This window comes from Nocardioides sp., assembly GCF_050699375.1.
GTDB lineage: Bacteria > Actinomycetota > Actinomycetes > Propionibacteriales > Nocardioidaceae > Nocardioides.
Map to the genome: position 1 here is coordinate 1 of NZ_JBOHDN010000050.1, position 17022 is coordinate 17022.

General features: G+C 70.0%; 16 protein-coding genes and 1 pseudogene. 10 read left to right on the top strand and 7 right to left on the bottom strand.

Annotated elements, in window-relative coordinates; all coding sequences use genetic code 11:
* Positions 1-157: 157 nt before the first annotated feature.
* The gene (locus ACRDPS_RS02770; RefSeq protein ID WP_431500088.1) at positions 158-1021 is read left to right on the top strand and encodes a hypothetical protein; all 864 of its coding nucleotides are present in this window, start codon (positions 158-160) and stop codon (positions 1019-1021) included.
* 4 nt (positions 1022-1025) lie between these two features.
* On the opposite strand, the gene ACRDPS_RS02775 is transcribed toward ACRDPS_RS02770, so the two are convergent.
* From ACRDPS_RS02775 to ACRDPS_RS02790, 4 genes are all read right to left on the bottom strand, one after another.
* Positions 1026-1310: a hypothetical protein gene (locus tag ACRDPS_RS02775; protein ID WP_431500089.1), complete on the bottom strand. Its 285-nt coding sequence runs from the start codon at positions 1308-1310 to the stop codon at positions 1026-1028.
* Positions 1311-1332: 22 nt separating this feature from the next.
* Entirely contained in the window at positions 1333-2619 is a 1287-nt protein-coding gene (gene purD, locus ACRDPS_RS02780; protein ID WP_431500090.1) for a phosphoribosylamine--glycine ligase, read from the bottom strand.
* Between the two features lie 76 nt (positions 2620-2695).
* Entirely contained in the window at positions 2696-3910 is a 1215-nt protein-coding gene (locus ACRDPS_RS02785) for a DUF4032 domain-containing protein (RefSeq protein ID WP_431500091.1), read from the bottom strand.
* 47 nt (positions 3911-3957) lie between these two features.
* Positions 3958-4866 carry a LysR substrate-binding domain-containing protein gene (locus ACRDPS_RS02790; RefSeq protein ID WP_431500092.1) on the bottom strand — a complete coding sequence of 303 codons (909 nt, stop codon included), beginning with the start codon at positions 4864-4866 and terminating at the stop codon, positions 3958-3960.
* A 144-nt stretch (positions 4867-5010) separates the two neighbouring features.
* Between ACRDPS_RS02790 and mdlC the strand changes: the two genes are divergently transcribed.
* The 5 genes from mdlC (at position 5011) to ACRDPS_RS02815 (ending at position 10724) form a co-directional block, all read left to right on the top strand.
* On the top strand, positions 5011-6609 hold the full coding sequence (gene mdlC, locus ACRDPS_RS02795) for a benzoylformate decarboxylase (RefSeq protein WP_431500093.1): 1599 nt from the start codon (positions 5011-5013) through the stop codon (positions 6607-6609).
* Positions 6610-6624: 15 nt separating this feature from the next.
* Positions 6625-7848, top strand: coding sequence for an MFS transporter (locus ACRDPS_RS02800; RefSeq protein ID WP_431500094.1), 1224 nt, complete (start codon positions 6625-6627; stop codon positions 7846-7848).
* Positions 7849-7904: 56 nt separating this feature from the next.
* Positions 7905-9335, top strand: a complete 1431-nt coding sequence (purB, locus tag ACRDPS_RS02805) for an adenylosuccinate lyase (protein WP_431500095.1) — start codon at positions 7905-7907, stop codon at positions 9333-9335.
* 20 nt (positions 9336-9355) lie between these two features.
* Positions 9356-9745, top strand: coding sequence for an NUDIX hydrolase (locus tag ACRDPS_RS02810; RefSeq protein ID WP_431500103.1), 390 nt, complete (start codon positions 9356-9358; stop codon positions 9743-9745).
* A 79-nt stretch (positions 9746-9824) separates the two neighbouring features.
* Complete coding sequence (locus ACRDPS_RS02815) at positions 9825-10724, top strand: oxygenase MpaB family protein (RefSeq protein WP_431500096.1); 900 nt, start codon at positions 9825-9827, stop codon at positions 10722-10724.
* On the opposite strand, the gene ACRDPS_RS02820 is transcribed toward ACRDPS_RS02815, so the two are convergent.
* Positions 10711-11052 carry an ArsR/SmtB family transcription factor gene (locus ACRDPS_RS02820; RefSeq protein ID WP_431500097.1) on the bottom strand — a complete coding sequence of 114 codons (342 nt, stop codon included), beginning with the start codon at positions 11050-11052 and terminating at the stop codon, positions 10711-10713. The two genes, ACRDPS_RS02815 and ACRDPS_RS02820, sit on opposite strands and share 14 nt — an antisense overlap.
* Positions 11053-11136: 84 nt before the next feature.
* On the opposite strand from ACRDPS_RS02820, the gene ACRDPS_RS02825 reads away from it, so the two are divergent.
* Positions 11137-12345, top strand: coding sequence for an MFS transporter (locus ACRDPS_RS02825; protein ID WP_431500098.1), 1209 nt, complete (start codon positions 11137-11139; stop codon positions 12343-12345).
* Between the two features lie 2 nt (positions 12346-12347).
* On the opposite strand, the gene ACRDPS_RS02830 is transcribed toward ACRDPS_RS02825, so the two are convergent.
* On the bottom strand, positions 12348-12944 hold the full coding sequence (locus ACRDPS_RS02830) for a hypothetical protein (protein ID WP_431500099.1): 597 nt from the start codon (positions 12942-12944) through the stop codon (positions 12348-12350).
* A gap of 63 nt (positions 12945-13007) precedes the next feature.
* Between ACRDPS_RS02830 and ACRDPS_RS02835 the strand changes: the two genes are divergently transcribed.
* The 3 genes from ACRDPS_RS02835 (at position 13008) to ACRDPS_RS02845 (ending at position 16687) form a co-directional block, all read left to right on the top strand.
* Positions 13008-13916: a phosphoribosylaminoimidazolesuccinocarboxamide synthase gene (locus ACRDPS_RS02835; protein WP_431500100.1), complete on the top strand. Its 909-nt coding sequence runs from the start codon at positions 13008-13010 to the stop codon at positions 13914-13916.
* 97 nt (positions 13917-14013) lie between these two features.
* Entirely contained in the window at positions 14014-15576 is a 1563-nt protein-coding gene (locus ACRDPS_RS02840) for a long-chain-fatty-acid--CoA ligase (RefSeq protein WP_431500101.1), read from the top strand.
* Between the two features lie 109 nt (positions 15577-15685).
* Complete coding sequence (locus ACRDPS_RS02845; RefSeq protein WP_431500102.1) at positions 15686-16687, top strand: hypothetical protein; 1002 nt, start codon at positions 15686-15688, stop codon at positions 16685-16687.
* A gap of 39 nt (positions 16688-16726) precedes the next feature.
* On the opposite strand, the pseudogene ACRDPS_RS02850 reads toward ACRDPS_RS02845, so the two are convergent.
* Positions 16727-17022 (bottom strand): annotated as a pseudogene (locus ACRDPS_RS02850) (MFS transporter); the annotation flags it as partial.

Consider the following 17022-nt stretch of genomic DNA (forward strand, 5'->3'; position numbering starts at 1 on the left):
GCTGAGAGTGGCCTATAGGTCACTCTCAGCTTCACAACTCTTGGTTATCCACAGCCTCTACCTTTTGCCGTTGCGATGCGGGTCCAGGTGGGTTGCCATTGCAGGCATGGGGAGTGGAGCTGGACGGTGGCGGAGCGTTGCTGATGCGCAGGGTGGCTTGATCACTCGTGCGCAGCTGGCCGAGGCCGGCATGACACGGTGGAGTGTTGCTCATCGGATCGACTCCGAGCGATGGCAGCTGCTGTCGCCAACGGTGGTCGCGACGACCACGGGCGAGCTCAGCGATGATCAACGGATCTGGCATGCGGTCCTGCACGCCGGCTACGGTGCGATGGCCGGCGGCCTGACCGCGGCGACGCTCGCCGGTCTGAAGAACTGGCATCGAGACGTTGCCACGATCTTTGTGCCCTACGAGCGTGGTCGGCCGAGCCCGCTCCCGGGAGTTCGTTTCGTTCGGGTTCGCCGGTCGCTGCGCGCGGTGGGCTCTCCGCCTCGTTGTCGCATCGAGGCAGCGGTACTCCTCTTCGCTGCCGTCGATAGGTCAGAACGGACGGCCCAGGGTGTGCTGGCGGCAGCTGTTCAGCAGCAACTGACCAGCCCCGAGGGTCTGCTCGAGTGGTTGGATCGGCTGACACCGCTCAGACGCGCGGCCACGTTGCGGCGGGCGATCGAGGACATCGAGGGAGGCGCTCAGTCGCTGGCGGAGATGGATGTCAAGCGCATGTGCCGCGCCTTCGGCCTGGCTGATCCCACGCGTCAGGTGAAGCGGCGGGATGCGGACGGGCGGATCCGCTTCACCGACTGCGAGTGGCGACTTCAGGACGGACGCACGCTTGTCCTGGAGGTGGATGGGGGCTTTCACATGGAGGCCGAACACTGGGAGGACGATCTGGCGAGGCAACGTGCGTTGGCAGGGACAGATCGCATCATCGTCCGATGCACGTCCCGCGAGCTCCGCGACGAACCGGAGAAGATTGCCAGGGACCTGATGGCGTTGGGCGTCCCGGCCGCCGCCGCTTGAGCGATCAGGTCGCCGAGCGCCGGATGGTGACCCGTCCGGTCTTCAGGTCGACGCCGTACGGCGGGTCGTCGCCGTCGGGCGACGGCACCACCTGGCCGACGTTGTCCTGGTCCTCGAGGTCGCGCGCGGCGCGTGCGTTGCCGGGGTCGAAGACGTCGATGAAGCTGCCCAGCCCGTCGCCGATCCCGGCGGAGAGGCCGCGTCGCGGGGAGCGCAGTGCCTTGTTGCTGGCCCAGAGCAGCAGGCCGAGCAGGAGTGTGAAGGTGACGCCGAAGACGACCCAGATCATGCCCGGGAGCCTATCCGGGTGGTCACAACAGAGACGCGCCCTCGACGACACCGAGCGGCTCGGCGGCGATGTCGGAGCGCCGCTGGAGACCGTCGAAGGTGATCAGCTCGGCGGCGGCGTAGGCCCGCGAGCGGGCGTCGTCGATGTCGTAGCCCTTCGCGCGGACGGCGAGAACGCGCCCGCCGGCGGTGACCAGGTGGCGGTGGTCGGGCTCCTCCGGCGTGCCGGCATCGACGATCGTGGTGCCGGCGTGGATGACGTCCACGTCGTTGATCGAGTTGGCGTTGCCGGCCCCGGTGATGACATCGCCCTTCGAGGAGGTCTCCGGATAGCCCGCCGAGGCCAGCACGACGGTCACCGAGGCGCCATCGGAGAAGGCGGGCGGCTCCACGGTCTCCAACGCTCCCGTGGCCGCGGCGAGGAGAAGGTCGCCGAGGGGCGACTCGAGAAGAGCAAGAACGGGCTGTACGTCCGGGTCTCCGAAGCGGCAGTTGAACTCGATCACCTTGGGCCCGTTTGCGGTCAGCGAGAGCCCGACGTAGAGGCACCCGACGAAGGGGGCGCCCCGCTTCTCCATCTCGGCCAACGTCGGCTCGACGACCGTCTCGAGCACGACCGCCGCCAGGTCTGGCTGCGCCCACGGCAGCGGCGAGTAGGCGCCCATCCCGCCGGTGTTGGCGCCCTTGCCGCCGTCGAAGATCCGCTTGAAGTCCTGCGCCGGTTGCAGTGCGTAGGCCCGTGAACCGTCGCAGACCGCGAACAGCGAGACTTCCGGCCCGTCGAGGAACTCCTCGATGACGACCCGCTCGCAGGCGGCAGCGTGCGCCAGCGCCTCCTTGCGGTCGCGCGTCACGACGACGCCTTTGCCCGCGGCCAGGGCATCGTCCTTCACGACGTACGGCGCCCCGAACTCGTCCAGTGCCGCGGCCGCCTCCTCGGGGGTGGTCGCCACCCGCGACCCGGCCGTCGGCACGCCGGCCACCGACATCACGTCCTTGGAGAAGGCCTTCGACCCCTCCAGCTGCGCGGCCGCGCCGGACGGCCCGAAGACCGCGACCCCGCGCTCACGCACGTCATCGGCGACGCCAGCCACCAGCGGCGCCTCCGGCCCGACGATGACGAGGTCTACGCCGAGATCGGCAGCCAGGTCGGCCACTGCGGGCCCGGACATGATGTCGACATCTCGCAGCGTGGCGAACTCCGCGATCCCGGGGTTCCCGGGCGCGGCGTACACCTCGTTGCCTTCCTGGGAGAGCTTCAGCGCGAGCGCGTGCTCACGACCACCGGTGCCAACGACGAGGATCTTCACGGACCCACCTTAAGCGTCGCGGGGTTGTGAAGCTGAGCGTGGTCCATAGGCCACTCTCGGCTTCACAACCCTCTGCTCACTCCTCGCCGGGTGGGGTGAGCGCCTCGTCGGGGCGGTGCTTGATGACGTCCTCGTAGTAGGACTCGGCGGCGTTGATGAGCTTGACCCACTCGCCGGCGAACTCGGAGAGCACCCAGCGATGGTCGAGGATCTCGTGGAACGTCTGCGCCGCGGTGAGCTTGGCGGCGGCGCCGGGAGGCCGCATGGCGACGATGGGCTCGTAGACCTCGCGCAGCCACCGGTTGGCGGCGACCTCGATCGGCAGGTCGCCGAGCTCGCGGGTGGCGCGGAAGGCGGAGATGTCGTTGAGGATCCGCCTCGCCTGGGCGTCCTGGACGTCCAGGCCGGTCAGCGTACGCAGCTCGCGGCGATGATGGCCGAGCTCGACCACCCGCGGCCGGAGCGCGACGGTGTCGCCGTCCTCGCTGGTGGTGATGTCGAGCTCCTCGACGTCGAAGCCGAGGTCGTGGAGGCGCTCGATGCGCTGCTCGATGTGCCACATCTCCTCGGCGGAGAAGACCTGCTCCTCGGTGAGCTCGCGCCACAGCGCGTCATAGCGGCTCTGCAGGCGCTCGACGATCGCGTCGATCGGGAAGGCCTCCGGCAGCGACTCGCTGGCCTGCAGGTCGAGCAGCTCGCCGTAGATGTTCTGGTAGGCGACGTCCAGGTCGTACTCCCGCAGCCGGTCGGACAGGTCCGCCTTGAGCTCACCGGTCTCGGCATCGACCAGATAGGCGGCGAACCCGGCCGCGTCGCGGACGAAGAGGACGTTCGACAAGGACACGTCGCCCCAGTAGAAGCCGGCCAGGTGGAGGCGTACGAGCAGGACGACGAGGGCGTCGATCAGGCTGGGCAGCCGGTCGGCGGCCAGGCCACGCTCGAACAGCGCCCGATAGGGGAGCGAGTAGGTGAGGTGGTCGGTCATCAGCGCGGCACCGAGGTCGTTGCCGTCGCGGTCCTTGCGCCCGGTGACGACGCACTTCGCGACCACCGTCGGCAGGCCGAGCCGCTGCAGCTCGCGCAGCATGTTGTACTCCCGCCGGGCGATGTCGGCCTGGGTCTCCTTGACCGCGTAGATGTTGTTGCGCACCCGCACGATGCGTACGACGTGACGGCTCAGGCCGCGGGTCAGCGGCACCACGACGTCGTCCGGCCAGGTCTCCAGAGGCAGGGACCAGGGCAGGGTGTAGATCGCCGGGTCGGGCCGGCTGGCGAGGATCCGCAGGGCCATGAGGGCCAGCGTACGAGGCCCGGCGGGCGCACGGGTCCGGAAACCGGTCACTCAGGCCGCGGGCGGGCGAGCACGCGGACGAGGAAGTCGACCAGCCACTGCTGCTCGGGGCTGCGCGAGTGCTCGTGACGGGCGTAGGCGGCGACCTCGACCGGCTCGATCTCGAACGGGAGCTCCAGCACCCGGATCCGGTGGGACCGGGCGAAGATCTCGGCCGCGTCGGCCGGGGCGATCGCGATCAGGTCGGACTCCTCCAGGAGGTGCGGGAGGATCGAGAAGCGCGTGACCTCCAGAGCCACCCGGTCGAGCAGCCCGTGGGTGGCGAGCGCGACCGGCGGCCCGCGATGGCCGGTCGGGCCGAGGACGAGCGCGTGCTGCTCCCTGCCGAGCTCCTCGAGGCTGACCCGGGAGCGCCGCAGCCGTGGGTGGTCGGCCGCGGCCATCGCCCGATAGGCCGACTTGAAGAGCGGGATGCGGGTCAGCTTCGGCGACGAGATCACCGGGGTGGCGACGAAGGCGTCCAGCTCGCCGCGGATCAGCAGGTCCTCCGCGTCGGTGACGTCGAGCGCGCGCACCGCGAAGGTGACGCCGGGCGCCTCCTGCCGGGCGGCGGTGACGAGCTGGGGGAGCAGGGTCGTCTCCCCGATGTCGGAGAGCGCGATCGTGAACCGGGCCGGGGTCGTGGCCGGGTCGAAGGCGGCGCGCCGGCTCACGGCCCCGTCGATGTCGGCCAGCGCCTTGCGCAGCGGCGGGTAGAGGCGCTCGGCGCTCACGGTCGGCACCATTCCCGCCGGCGAGCGCCGGAAGAGCTCGTCGTCGAACCGCCGGCGGAGCTTGCCGAGGCTGTAGCTGACCGTGGGCTGGCTGAGATGGAGCGCTTCGGCGGTCGAGGTGACGCTGCCCGTCTCGTAGAGGAGCACGAAGGTGCGTACGAGGTTGAGATCGAAGTCCACCATGGCACGGACTTTATCGATGTCATCGATATAAGTGGTGAGCAGAATCGATTGGATCGCATGCGAAATCCGACCTTATGGTGGCCCGGTCCGCCTGTGGCACAGGTCACAGCCCTCGGTTCTCGTGGAGGAAGTACGTTGCCCTCGGTGCGTCAGCTCGCCCACCGTTTCCTGGAGCGCCAGGGGATGACCACCGTCTTCGGCAACCCGGGTTCCAACGAGCTCCCCTTCCTCGCCCAGCTGCCCTCCTCGTTCCGCTATGTGCTCGGGCTGCACGAGGGCGCCGTGCTCGGGATGGCCGACGGGTTCGCCCAGGTCACCGGCCGGCCGGTGCTCGTGAACCTGCACGCCGCCTCCGGCTCCGGCAACGCGATGGGCGCTCTCACCAACGCCGTCGCCGCGCGTACGCCGCTGGTGGTCGTCGCCGGCCAGCAGGTGCGCTCAGCGATCGGTGTGGAGGCCAACCTCGCCAACGTCGACGCGACCTCGTTGATGAAGCCCCTGGTCGGCTGGGCCGGCGAGCCGGCCACCGCCACCGACGTACCCAGGGCGCTCGCGCAGGCGACCTTCGAGGCGGAGCTGCAGCGGCGACCGACCTATCTGTCGGTGCCCTACGACGACTGGGACGCGCCGGCCGACGAGAACGCGGCCGCAGTGCTGGACCGCCGGGTGGCTCGCGCCGCGATGCCGTCGGGAGAGCAGGCCGAGTGGCTGGTCGAGCGGGTCCGCACCGCCACGAGCCCGGTGCTCGTGCTCGGCGGCGACATCGACACCGCCGGGCTCTTCGGCGCCGCTGTCGGCCTCGCCGAGCGGCTCGGCGGACCGGTGTGGGCCGCGCCGTCGCAGTTCCGGCTGCCGTTCCCCAACCGGCACCCGCTCTTCCGTGGGGTGCTCCCGGCCGGGATCCGACCGGTCTCGGAGGCGTTCGAGGGGCACGATCTCGTGCTGGTGCTCGGGGCTCCCGTCTTCCGCTACCACGAGCATCTGCCGGGGTCCTATCTTCCCGCCGGAACCACGTTGCTGCAGGTCACCGAGGATGCTGCGGCCGCGGCCCGGGCGCCGATGGGCGAGGCCCTCGTCGCCGACCCGGGCGCGGTGATCGCGCTGCTGACCGAGGCGCTGGCCGAGCAGCCGGGCCAGCCGCGCCAGCCGCGCCAGCCGGGCCAGGCCGGCTCCTACCAGCCGGTGCCGGAACCCGCGACAGCCCCCGAGGCCGCGACCCACCCCGAGCAGGTCTTCGCGGCTCTGCGTGACGTGATGCCCGCCGAGACGAGCTATGTCGTGGAGTCGACCTCGACCAACGCGGCCTGGTGGCGGCAGATGGACCTGCGGCACCCGGGGTCCTACTTCTTCCCCGCTGCCGGCGGGCTGGGCTTCGGGATCCCGGCAGCGGTCGGGATCGCGCTCGGCCGGCCCGACCGGCCGGTCGTCGGGGTGATCGGCGACGGCTCGGCCAACTACGGGATCACCGCGCTGTGGACCGCGGCACAGCTACGGATCCCGGTCACCTTCGTGCTGCTCCGCAACGGGACGTACGGCGCCTTGCGCTGGTTCGCGGGGCTGCTGGGCACTCCCGACGTACCCGGCCTGGACGTCCCCGGCATCGACTTCACCCGGATAGCCGAGGGCTACGGCGTGCCGGCCCGGCACGTCGCCGGCGCCGAGGAGCTCCGCGCCGCCCTCGCCGAGCCGGTCGACGGCCCACGACTTCTGCAGATCGACACCGCCCTCACCACCCCCTCCTGAAAGGTCGGGTCAGCCATGTCCCCTACAACCACCACGGCAGCCACAGCCGCCTCCGGAACCGCCAGGTGGACGGTGATCCTGTGCTGGATCACCGTGCTCCTCGAGGGCTATGACCTCGTCGTGCTCGGCGCGATCATCCCGACGCTGCTGAAGACCGAGTATCTCGGCTTCACCGCGGTCGACGCGACCACGGTCGCGACGATGTCCCTGGTCGGCGTCGCGGTCGGCGCGATCGGCGTCGGTCCGCTCTCGGACCGCTTCGGGCGCCGGATCGTGCTGATCGGCTCGGTCGTCATCTTCTCGGTCTTCACCCTGCTGGTGCCGCTGTCGACCTCGGTGGCGATGTTCGCCGGGCTGCGGTTCCTGGCCGGGCTGGGTCTGGGTGCCTGCATGCCGGCCTCGCTGACGATGATGTCGGAGGCGCTCTCCGCCGACAAGCGGGCGCGGGCCAGCACGCTGACCATGACCGGCTACCACACCGGTGCGGTGATCATCTCGCTGCTCGCGGTCTACTTCGCCGGCGACTGGAAGGTCCTCTTCTACGTCCTGGGCTTGATCGGCCTGGTGGTCGCGGCGGTCCAGTGGGTCAAGCTGCCCGAGTCTGCCGACTTCTTGGCGCGCGTCGAGGCCAAGGCCGAGAAGCTGCCGATGAAGGCACTGCTGCGGCCGACCCTGCTGCGTACGTGCGTGGGGGTCTGGGTGACGTCCTTCATGGGCCTGCTGCTGGTCTACGGGCTCAACACCTGGCTGCCGCAGCTGATGGCCGCGGCGGGCTATCCGGTGCCGCACGCGGTCGCGCAGCTGCTCATCCTCAACGCCGGCGGCATCGTCGGCCTGATCGTGGGTGGGTACGTCGCGGACCGCCGTGGGATCAAGGGCACGATCATCGCCTGGTTCGGCGCCGGCGCGGTCTTCCTGGCCCTGCTCAGCGTCAAGACCGGCAGCGACGTGGTCCTCGGGATCACGGTCTTCTTCACCGGGGTCTTCGTCTTCTCCGCGCAGGTCCTGGTCTATGCGTACGTCACCCAGGTCTTCCCCACCGAGCTGCGCGGCACCGCGCTGGGCTCGGCGTCCGGGATCGGCCGGATCGGCTCGATCGTCGGCCCCGTGATCACCGGCGCTCTGGTCGCGGGCGGGGTCGGGCACCCGTGGGGCTTCTACTTCTTCGCGGCCGTCGGGATGCTGGCGCTCCTCGCTGTGGTCACGCTGCCGAAGGGGGACAAGGTCCTGACCGCCTGATCTCGGCGGGCCTGCTGGATTCAGGACGGCCACGGCGTCCGTGGGAGAATGGCGCCGTGGCCGTTCCCAATGTTCTTGCCAACCGCTATGCCGCGGCCGACCTCGCCGGGATCTGGAGTCCCGAGCACAAGATCGTGCTGGAGCGCCAGCTCTGGATCGCGGTGCTCAAGGCTCAGAAGGATCTGGGCATCGAGGTGCCTGACGGGGTCGTCGAGGCGTACGAGAAGGTTGTCGCCCTCGGTGAGTCCGGTGTCGACCTCGGCTCGATCGCCGCCCGTGAGCGGGTGACCCGCCACGACGTGAAGGCGCGGATCGAGGAGTTCGCCGCGCTGGCCGGGCACGAGCACATCCACAAGGGCATGACCTCGCGCGACCTGACCGAGAACGTCGAGCAGCTGCAGGTGCTCTCGTCCTTGAAGATGATCCGCGACCGCGCCGTCGCGACGCTGGCTCGCCTCGCGCGGCTCGCGGCCGAGCACGAGACCACCGTGATGGCCGGCCGCTCGCACAATGTCGCCGCCCAGGCCACGACGCTCGGCAAGCGGTTCGCCACGGTCGCCGACGAGATGCTGGTCGGGCTGGCGCGGGTCGAGGACCTCATCGCCCGCTATCCGCTGCGGGGGATCAAGGGCCCGATGGGTACGTCCCAGGACATGCTCGACCTGCTCGACGGCGACGCCACCAAGCTGGCGGCGCTCGAGGAGCGGGTCGCGGCCCACCTGGGTTTCGAGAACGTCTTCACGAGCGTGGGTCAGGTCTACCCGCGCTCCCTCGACTTCGACGCGGTCTCGGCGCTGGTCCAGCTGATCTCCGGTCCCTCGAACCTGTCGACCACGATCCGTCTCATGGCCGGCAACGAGCTGGTCACCGAGGGGTTCAAGGAGGGCCAGGTCGGCTCGAGCGCCATGCCGCACAAGATGAACTCGCGCTCCACCGAGCGGGTCAACGGCCTCTCGGTCGTCCTGCGCGGCTACCTCTCGATGATCTCCGAGCTGGCCGGTGACCAGTGGAACGAGGGCGACGTCTCCGACTCGGTGGTGCGCCGGGTGGCGCTCCCCGACGCCTTCTTCGCCGCCGACGGTCTCTTCCAGACCTTCCTGACCGTGCTGGACGAGTTCGGCGCCTTCCCGGCCGTGATCCAGCGCGAGCTCGACCGCTACCTGCCGTTCCTGGCGACCACCAAGGTGCTGATGGCGGCGGTGCGCAACGGCGTCGGTCGCGAGGCCGCCCACGAGGCGATCAAGGAGGCGGCCGTCGGCACGGCGCTGTCGATGCGCAAGGGCCAGGCCGAGAACGACGTCTTCGCCAAGCTCGCGGCCGACTCCCGCCTGGGTCTCTCCGAGGCACAGCTGGAGTCGCTCGTCGCCGAGCCGATCACCTTCACCGGAGCCGCCGTCGCCCAGGTGCAGGAGGTCGTACGCCGCGTGGAGAATGTCACTGCCCGCTACCCCGAGGCCGCTGCGTACGCCCCGGGGGAGATCCTCTGAGCCCGAACGTCGGGCCGGTCATCACCGTCGCGGCCGTTGTCTTCCGTGACGGCGAGGGGCGGATGCTGACCGTCCGCAAGAACGGCACCGCGAAGTTCATGCTGCCCGGCGGGAAGCTGGAGCCGGGGGAGTCGGCGGCGGAGGCGGCCGTCCGTGAGGTGGCGGAGGAGCTCGGCGTACGTCTGCGTCTGGAGGACCTCGCGCTGCTGGGCGAGTTCGAGGCGGACGCGGCCAACGAGCCGGGTCATCTGGTGCGGTCGACGGTCTTCACCTGCGCCGTCGCGGTGGCGCCGGATGCGGCGGCCGAGATCGCCGAGCTGCGCTGGGCGAGCCTGGCCGAGATCGCCGAGGGGGCGCAGTTCGCGCCGCTGACCAGGGAGTACGTCGTCCCGGCGCTCGAGCCTGCCTGAACAGCCTGCCTGAACAGCCCGCCTGAACAGCCCGCCTGAACCCCGAGCGTCCGCCGCGCGGTGGTGGCAGACTGTCGGTATGCCCGGGTACTTCGCACCAGACTCGATGGTGGCCCGTGCGATGCGTCAGCGGGTCGTCGGGCTGAGCTGGGGCCAGCGGGCGCTGGTGGTCGGTGGCCTGCATCCTCGGCTCTTCGTCGGCACTGCGCAGCACACGGCCCATCGGGCGACGCCCTATACGCGGCTCGCGCTCACCGCCCGGCTGATGGAGACCGTGTTCCTCGGGACCAAGGAGGAAGCCGATCGGGCGCTGGCGTTCACGGCGAAGCGCCACGTGCCCGTCGAGGGGACGATGGGGGTCGACGGCGGCCCGGCCCACCCCGCCGGCGCGCACTACTCGGCCGCCGACCCCGGACTGATGTGGTGGACGGCGGCGTTCGCGCTCGACTCGGTGGAGTTCATGTACGACGCCCTGGTCCGTCCGCTCCGCCCGCACGAGCGTGAGGAGCTCTTCGACGGGTTCGTGACCTGGGCCCGCCTCTTCGGCATGCCGGGCTCCGCTGCGCCGGCGTCCTATCCCGACTTCCGCCGCCGCTTCGACGCCTGGCTCTTCTCGGACGAGCCGCATCTCGTCGACGAGGCACGCCTGGTCGGGCGCAACATCGCCGGCACCTCCGGCTACCACCTCCCCGGCGGAGCGCCGACCTCCGAGACGCTGCGGACCGTCGTCCAGGGCAGCCTCCCGCCGCTCGTTCGCGATCACTACGGGATCCCCTGGTCGGCGGCGCACGAGAGGAGATGGCTGGCCGTACGCACCGCCAGCCGCCTCGCCCACGGCCGTCTCTCGCTCCTCGGCCCCACCCCGTTCCTGCGCGGGAAGAGCGAGAGCTTCTACAAGGTCGTCCAGAGGGGTGAGCAGTCCTTGGTGCGCCGGGGCGGCGTGAGCATCCCCGGCGTCTCGGACATCACGCCTGCTTGACGGCGTCCTCGCTCTCCTCTGCGGAGAGCACGGCGTCGAGGAGCCCGGGGAAGCGCGCGTCGAGATCCTCGCGTCGCAGCGAGAGTCGCCGGGCGCGGCCGTTGGCCTCGTTGCGGACCACTCCCGCGGTACGCAGCACCTTCATCAGGTGTGACTTCGTCGACTTCGGCACGTCCGGATTGCTCAGGTGGCACTCGGCCATGTCGAGGGGACCGTCGACCAGCTGGCGGGCGATCGCCAGGCGCTCGGGGTCGCTGAGCGCGAAGAGCACGGTGGTCAGTGAGATCTCCGACCGCTCAGGGTGCGGAAGGTCCGGGGAAGAACTCATGGTTCGATAATAGTTGCACGGTCAGTGGAAGGCACGTACGCTCCTAAAAGGTTCGAATTAGTTCGAACAGTGGAGGGAGTGGTGATGTCGGTAGAGACAGTGGACGCGACGACGACGGACGCCGTCGTCGGGCGGCGACTCGGTGCGGGGCTGGCGCTCGGTGCGGTCGTGCTGATGATGGCCGGGGCCAGCGCTCCCTCGCCCTTCTACCCCGATCTCGAGGTGGGTCTCGGGCTCCAGTCCTGGGTGATGACCGCGGTCTTCGCCGTCTACGCCGTTGCGCTGCTTGCCACCCTGCTCGTGCTCGGGTCGATCTCCGACCACGTCGGCCGTCGCCCGGTGGTGACCGCCGGGTTCCTCCTTCTGGCGGGCAGCTTCGCGCTCTTCCGAGGCGCCGACACCGCCGCTGTCCTCTTCGACGCGCGGATCCTGCAGGGGATCGCCAGCGGCCTGCTGCTCTCGACCCTCTCGGCCGCCATCACAGACTTCGAGCGACCTTCGCGGCCGGGCTCTGCTGCGGTGACCAACGCCGTCGCGCCGATGGTCGGACTGGCGGTCGGCGCTGTGGGTGCCGGTGTGGCCATGCAGGCGACCACCGACGCGCGGGCCATCGTGTTCGACGTCCTCGTCGTGCTCTCCCTCGTGCTCGCGGCAGGCGTGTGGCTGGTCCCGGAGACCGCGCCCCGCCACGAGGGCCTGCTCGCCTCGCTTCGTCCACGGATCGCCGTGCCGCCCGCGATCCGGAGCCTGCTCGCCCGCAGCGCTCCGGCGATCTTCGCCGGCTGGGCCACCGGTGGGCTGTTCCTCTCCCTCGGCGCCGCGATCGTACGCATCGAGCTGGGCGCCACCAGCCACATCATCCAGGGGCTGTCGATCGGTGCCCTCGCCGGAACGGGAGCGGTGGCTGCGTACGTCTTCCGGAATCGCTCCGCTCGGGTGACGACCCTCTATGGCACGGCCGCGCTGGCCGGCGGCACGGTGCTCAGCCTGCTCGCACTCTCGACCGGCTCGCCGGCGGCGTACATCGTCGCCGTGGTCGTCGCGGGCTCCGGCTTCGGGACGGCCTTCTTCGGCATCCTGCGCACGATCATGCCGCTGCTCCCGGCTCACGAGCGGGCCGAGGTCTTCGCGGTGATCTTCATCGTGTCCTACCTGGCCTTCGGCATCCCGGCCGTCGTCGCCGGGCTGCTGACGCCGCAGATCGGTCTCGCCGCCACGACCTACGCCTACGGCACGGTCGTCGTGGTGCTCTCCTCGGTGGCCGGGCTGCTGCGCTGGCGCAGCGACCACTGAGCTCAGGCCAGTGCTTCGCCGCCGTGGGTGGCGAGCTTGCGGGCGACCTCGGCGAGGTCGGCGTGCCAGATCTCCTCGGGGCCCGGCGGGAGGATGTCGTCCCAGTCGGGCGAGAAGCTGCCGCGTACGGAGAGCAGGTCCGTCGGGCGGGCGAGGAACCACATGTGCAGGTGCTCGGCGCCGTCGCCGATGCGCATCGCGTGGCAGCGGGCGATGTTGGGCAGGCTCTCCACGATCCTGGCGATCCGCACCGTGAGGATCCCGAACTCGGCCGCCTGGTGCTCGTCGAGATCGGGCAGGTCGTAGTGCTCGAGCGGCTCGAGGATCAGCACCAGCGGCAGTCCCGACTGCGTCAGGTGCTTCACCCGCCAGCTCTCGTCGCGCCAGATCACGCCGGGTAGATCGGCGCCGCACAGCTTGCAGTCCACCCCGTCCTCGCCGCCGCGGGGCTCCTCGGGAGCAGGAGGAGCGAGCGGCTTGGGGGCGATCTCGCCGTCACGTACGACCCACGGGAAGACGTCCCACTCGGTCACGCCCGGTGCGGCCAGCTCGCCGGCGGCCTGGACCCGGGCGTAGATCTGTTCAGCTGTCTCGGCCATGGCTCGAACGATGCCACATGCGCGGGGGCGGCCCCCACCCCTGCGATCTCTTAGGCTGATCCCGTGGCTGAACTCAACATCCCGCCGGCGCCGGCGATCCCGGGCGCGAAGCACCTCCACTCCGGCAAGGTGCGCGACCTCTACGAGCTCGAGGAAGGTCCGTACGCGGGCCAGCTGCTGATGGTCGCCAGCGACCGCATCTCGGCCTTCGACCACGTCTTCGACACGGTCATCCCGGACAAGGGCGAGATCCTCACCAAGCTGTCGCTGTGGTGGTTCGAGCAGTTCGAGGACCTGGTCCCGACGCACGTGCTCTCGACCGAGGTCCCGGCTGTCGTCGAAGGCCGGGCCGTGGTCGCGCAGAAGCTGCACATGCTCCCGGTCGAGTGCGTCGCGCGCGGCTACCTGACCGGCTCTGGCCTGCGTGAGTACGACGAGACCGGCGAGGTCTGCGGCATCCGGCTCCCGGACGGCCTCGTGGACGGCTCCCGTCTCACCCCGGCGATCTTCACCCCGGCCACCAAGGCCGAGCTCGGCGACCACGACGAGAACGTCACCTATGAGTACGTCTCCAGGCTGATCGGCGAGGACGACGCCGCCGAGCTGCGGCGACTGACCCTGGCGATCTACCAGCGCGCCGACGAGATCGCGCGCGGGCGCGGCCTCATCCTCGCCGACACGAAGTTCGAGTTCGGGGTGCGCCAGGACGACCTGGGGATCCGCACGATCGTGCTCGCCGACGAGGTGCTCACCCCCGACTCGAGCCGTTACTGGGACGCGTCGCAATGGCATCCCGGCACCGCGATCCCCAGCTTCGACAAGGACGTGATCCGACGCTGGCTGCTCTCGACCGAGTCCGGCTGGGACCGTGCCGCCGATGGCCCGCCGCCGGAGCTTCCGGAGGAGATCGTCGCCCGGACCCGGGCGAGGTACGTCGAGGCGTACGAGAAGCTGACCGGGCATCGCTTCTGAGCCGCTCCGCTGAGCAAAGTTTCCCGAGACGCGTGTCGCACTAACCTTGGGTAGAGGTAGGTTGTGATGCGCAACACGCAGACCCAATGGAGGCCAAGTGTCCACGTACAACCTCGCTTCGCTGCTCGAAGACTCGGCCGCGAAGCATCCCGAGCGCACCGCGATCGTCCTCGGTGACATCCGTCTGAGCTATGCCCAGGTCAACGGTGCCGCAAACCAGGTCGCCAACCTGCTGGCGAGCAAGGGCATCGGCGCGGGCGACCGGGTCGCCCTGATGAGCCCGAACCTGCCCTACTTCACGATGGTCTACTTCGGCATCCTCAAGGCCGGAGCCACCGTCGTGCCGCTCAACGTGCTGCTCAAGGGGCGCGAGGTGGCCTACCACCTCAAGGACTCGGACGCGAAGGCACTCTTCGCGTTCGAGGGCACGCCCGAGCTGGCCATCGGTGCCGAGGCGCACGCCGGCGCGAAGGAGGCCGGGGTCGAGGACTTCTTCCTGATCACCGCCGACCCGACCGCGGCATCGCCGATCGAGGGCGTGACCACGCTCGGCCAGGGCATCGGCACCCAGCCGCCCACCTTCGACACCGTGGCCACCGACGAGGACGACACCGCGGTCATCCTCTACACCTCCGGCACCACCGGTCAGCCCAAGGGTGCCGAGCTGCGCCACCGCAACATGCGCGACAACGCGCTGGCCGGCGCCGAGCTCTTCGGTGCCGACGCCGAGCGCCCCGACACCTATCTCGCCGTGCTGCCCCTCTTCCACGCGTTCGGTCAGACCGTCGTGCAGAACGGCTCGATCGCCTTCGGCGGCACCGTCGTGCTGCTGCCGCGCTTCGACGCGAACGCCGCGCTGGCGACGATGCTCAAGGAGAGCGTCAGCTTCTTCGCCGGCGTCCCGACGATGTACTGGGGCCTGCTCGGCGCCCTCTCCGAGGACATCGACGTGGCCACCATCGCCAAGAACCTGCGTGTCGCCGCCGCCGGCGGCTCGGCCCTTCCGGTCGAGATCCACAAGGAGTTCGAGAAGCGCTTCGGGGTCACCATCCTCGAGGGCTACGGCCTCTCCGAGACCTCGCCGGTGGCCTCGTTCTCGGAGTACGGTGCGCCCGTGCGGCCCGGCTCGATCGGCGTCCCGATCCCCGGTGTCGAGATGAAGCTCATCGACCCCGCGTCCTGGGACGAGGTCGAGTGGACCGCCGACACCATCGGCGAGATCGCGATCAAGGGCAGCAACATCTTCAAGGGCTATTACAACCGCCCCGAGGCGACCGCCGAGGTGCTCACCGAGGACGGCTGGTTCCGCTCCGGCGACCTCGCCAAGCGTGACGAGGACGGGTGGTACTACATCGTCGACCGCGCCAAGGAGCTCATCATCCGCGGCGGTTTCAACGTCTACCCGCGCGAGATCGAAGAGGTGCTTCTCACCCACCCGGCGGTTTCTCTCGCTGCCGTGATCGGTGTCCCGCACGACTCCCACGGCGAGGAGATCAAGGCCGTCCTCGTGCCCAAGCCCGGCGCCTCGGCAACCCCCGAGGAGATCGTCGCCTGGAGCAAGGAGCAGATGGCGGCGTACAAGTACCCGCGCATCGTCGAGATCGTCGACGCCCTCCCCATGACCGCCACCGGCAAGATCCTCAAGCGCGAGCTCAAGTAGCGGATTCCGTACGCCGGCAGCACCGTTAGCTCGAAGATCGCAGTCACGTGGTGGCTGCGATCTTCGAGTTTGTGGGGTGGATGGACGGTTCCCAGGATAGGAATGTCACATGGGGGACTCAGGGGGTCCGAAGCGGCCGTTCGATCATGGCGGCATGGTGCGCCTGCGTGACGAGGTCCAGGGCGGAGTCATCTCGCGCAGGCAGCTGCGCGAGCTGCACGCACAGGACCACGACATCCGTCGCCTCGTACGAAACCGCGAGCTCACCGCGATCCATCCTGGGGTCTATGTCAGCCACACCGGCCTCCCGACGTGGGGTCAGCGTGCGTGGGCCGCCGTGCTCGCCTGCTGGCCGGCCGCGCTGACGGGGAGGTCGGCGCTGCCGAAACCGCCTGAGCGCGCTCCGATCGAGGTGATGGTCCCGATGAGTCGCACTGTGCGCGCGCCCGATGGCGTCGTCGTCCGGCGGCGCGCCCGGTTCGACGGGCACGTCGACTGGGCTGCGTATCCGCCCAGGCAGCTGCTCGCGGAGGCGGCGATCGACGCTGCGGTCGACGCCGGCGGTGCCACGGAGGCGTTCGCCATGCTCGCCGAGCTGATCCAGACGAAGGTGATCAGGACGGTGTCGCTCATCGAAGCCCTGGGCCACCGCAGACGGATTCCCGATCGGCAGCTGATGGTGGAGCTGCTCGAGGATCTCAAGGCCGGAGCGTGCTCCGTGCTTGAACGCGAGTACCTCAGACGCGTCGAGCGCGCCCACGGCCTGCCTGCGGGAGAGCGTCAGGTCGCCGACTCGGTCGCTGGAGTCTCCGTTGAGCGCGACGTCACCTACGCGGCGTACGGGCTGGTCGTCGAGCTCGACGGCCGTGCCTTCCATGGCAGCGCCGCTGCCCGCGACGCCGACCATGCTCGTGATCTGGATGCTGCCGTCGCCCACAAGGTTCGGACTGTTCGGCTGACCTACGGCCAGGTGCTCGGTGACCCGTGCCGGACAGCGGCTCGCATCGGTGAGCTGCTCGGCCGTGGTGGTTGGTCGGGGGAGGTCACGCCGTGCCCGGAGTGTCCTGCGGGCTCTGCCGACCAGCGGCTCGACGCAGAGGTCGCCCACTAGCTTGAAGATCGCAGTCACGTGGTGGCTGCGATCTTCGAGCTACGCGACGGGCTTGTTTGTTCGGAATCCGAGCAGCTGCCGGGAGGTGGCGCCGACCGCGGCCAGGGCGAGCAGGCAGGTGATGCCACCGCTGACCAGGGCGAACGGGCCCGAGGTCAGCTGGGCGACGGCGCCGCCGCGGAGGTTGCCGACCTCCGGGCCGCCGGCTCCGACGATCATCTCGATCGCGGCGGTCCGGCCGCGCAGGTCGTCGGGCACGGCGAGCTGGATCAGCGTCCCGCGGGTGACGACGCTGACCGAGTCGGCCGCCCCGGCGATCGCGAGCAGGGCGAGGC

Excerpts from the sequence above, each read along its gene's own strand:
- ACRDPS_RS02775 (WP_431500089.1), bottom strand. The coding sequence starts at position 1,310 with ATGATCTGGGTCGTCTTCGGCGTCACCTTCACACTCCTGCTCGGCCTG.
- ACRDPS_RS02785 (WP_431500091.1), bottom strand. The coding sequence starts at position 3,910 with ATGGCCCTGCGGATCCTCGCCAGCCGGCCCGACCCGGCGATCTACACC.
- ACRDPS_RS02790 (WP_431500092.1), bottom strand. The coding sequence starts at position 4,866 with ATGGTGGACTTCGATCTCAACCTCGTACGCACCTTCGTGCTCCTCTAC.
- ACRDPS_RS02800 (WP_431500094.1), top strand. The coding sequence starts at position 6,625 with ATGTCCCCTACAACCACCACGGCAGCCACAGCCGCCTCCGGAACCGCC.
- ACRDPS_RS02815 (WP_431500096.1), top strand. The coding sequence starts at position 9,825 with ATGCCCGGGTACTTCGCACCAGACTCGATGGTGGCCCGTGCGATGCGT.
- ACRDPS_RS02820 (WP_431500097.1), bottom strand. The coding sequence starts at position 11,052 with ATGAGTTCTTCCCCGGACCTTCCGCACCCTGAGCGGTCGGAGATCTCA.
- ACRDPS_RS02825 (WP_431500098.1), top strand. The coding sequence starts at position 11,137 with ATGTCGGTAGAGACAGTGGACGCGACGACGACGGACGCCGTCGTCGGG.
- ACRDPS_RS02830 (WP_431500099.1), bottom strand. The coding sequence starts at position 12,944 with ATGGCCGAGACAGCTGAACAGATCTACGCCCGGGTCCAGGCCGCCGGC.
- ACRDPS_RS02845 (WP_431500102.1), top strand. The coding sequence starts at position 15,686 with ATGGGGGACTCAGGGGGTCCGAAGCGGCCGTTCGATCATGGCGGCATG.